Annotated in this window: 2 pseudogenes; one reads left to right on the forward strand and one right to left on the reverse strand. The window is 63.9% G+C overall.

What is annotated here, in order from left to right:
- Positions 1-194: 194 nt before the first annotated feature.
- Positions 195-633 (forward strand): annotated as a pseudogene (locus NKJ93_RS33485) (NAD(P)/FAD-dependent oxidoreductase); the annotation flags it as partial.
- Positions 634-934: 301 nt separating this feature from the next.
- On the opposite strand, the pseudogene NKJ93_RS33490 reads toward NKJ93_RS33485, so the two are convergent.
- Positions 935-1,777 (reverse strand): annotated as a pseudogene (locus tag NKJ93_RS33490) (IS110 family RNA-guided transposase); the annotation flags it as partial.
- Positions 1,778-1,854: the final 77 nt, after the last annotated feature.

The following is a 1,854-nucleotide window of genomic DNA, read 5'->3' on the forward strand; positions in this document are numbered from 1 at the left end:
GCAAGCCTCTTTGCTTTCTGAAGACTACGAAGAGGGCGTTGCCCATTTTATGGAAAAGCGAGCGCCAAAGTTTACGGGGCGGTAGCGTCGGCTTCTTTGCCGATTTTGTAGGACCTCAAGGTTACGGCGTTATCTTCGACGTCTGGGAAGTCGCCCCCCATTTCGAAAGCGCTCGATCGGAGGAACGAGAAAGAATGGATCCGCCGGAACGCGAAAACATCGAATTCGACATGGTGATTGTCGGCACGAGCCCGGCCGGTCCTTCGGCTGCCATCCGGTTGAAGCACGTCAATCCGGAATTGTCGGTGTGGTGCTCGAGAAAGGTGCCTAAGTCGGCGCGCATATCCTCTCAGGCGCGGTCGTCGATCCTCCAGCGTCGACGCCTGCTGCCCTGGCGCGAGGAGACGGATGATCCGTTCAAGACGGCAGTCAGGGATGACGCCTTTCTATTTCTCGGCCCGGCCGGCTCGATCCGCCTGCCGAACATCATGATGCCCCGTTGCTCAGCGATCACGGCAATACATCGTGTCGCTCGGGAACGTCGGTCGGTGGCTGGCGGGCCACGCGGAAGCGCTCGGCGTCGACATCTATCCGGGCTTTACCGCAACTGAAGTGCTCTACAACGACGAGGGCGAAACGGCGAGCAACTAAGAGCACCTTCTCTGATTGGGGTCGTTGAGGTCAAGGTGCTCCTACGCTTTTTCTCGGACCGTTCCGCGGGTCACTCGCTTCTCTTCGCGGTCGGCGCTTGGGCCGCCGCATGATGGGGTCAGGAGAGCGAGGCGTCTCAATCTGTTTCACGACCTTGCCGAGTTTTGGCCGGCAGGTTCGGGGCTCTTAACGGGATCGCCTCGCCCATCGTTCCACGGAACGATCCGGGCATCGCCCGTTCGGGCGAAAGCTCTGCTTTTGCTCCTTCGGTGTTCGTCGCAGCTTACGCGGCCAGCGCGGCAGGCTCCTTTCCAAAGCGGAACTCGGTCGCGTCAGCCCACATGCGATGCAGGATGACCGCCAGCTTGCGGGCCACCGCCACGCGCGCCCGCGCCATGCCGCGGCGTCTGGCGATGTTCATCCCCCAGGCGCGCAAGCTCGACCATTTCTTCGAGCGCACCAGCAGCGAATGCGCCGCTTGGTAGAGGGCGGTGCGGGCGAGTTCGTCACCACAGCGGCTGATCTTGCCCTGGATGTCGGTCTCGCCGGACTGGTAGCGCGCCGGCGTCAGCCCCAGATGCGCCCCCACCGCCCGCGACGAGCCGAACCGCTCCGGCCGGTCGATCGTGGCGCGGAAGGCGAGCGCGGTGATCGGCCCGACGCCCGGCGCACTCGCCAGCCGCCGGCAGACCTCGTCTGCCCGGACGATATCGAGAGCCTGTTTGGTCAGGCGAGCGAACTCCTTCAGCATGACGGCCAGGATCGCAAGCAGCGGCTCGACCATCATCATCACCTCGCGCACGCGGCCGGCAAAGGCGGTGCGCGACGGCGTGCCGAGCTTGACGCCGGCCTCGCGCAGGATCGCCCGCACCACGTTCTCGATCGAACGCATCTCGTTCAGCACGGTGCGGCGGGCAACCAGCAGCGAGCGCCACAGCCGGCCCTGCCTGCTTTTCACATGCACCTGCCGATACCAGCCGGTGCGCATGATCTGCGCCAGCGCCCGGGCGTCATTGCGATCGGTCTTGTTCGGCATCGTCTTCATCGCAGCATTGGCTGCCCGCGTCTCGATGCAGATCGCCGGCAAGCCTTCGGCACGTAGCCCGTCATGAAGCCAGGTGTCGATGCCGGCTCAATACTCCCCAGAAGTGCCGTTTGAATCTTCCCCAGTTTAGCGCTGTCGCCGGTCTTCCGGAGCGCGCT

The sequence above is a fragment of the Mesorhizobium sp. M0028 genome (genome assembly GCF_040323855.1).
Lineage (GTDB): Bacteria > Pseudomonadota > Alphaproteobacteria > Rhizobiales > Rhizobiaceae > Mesorhizobium.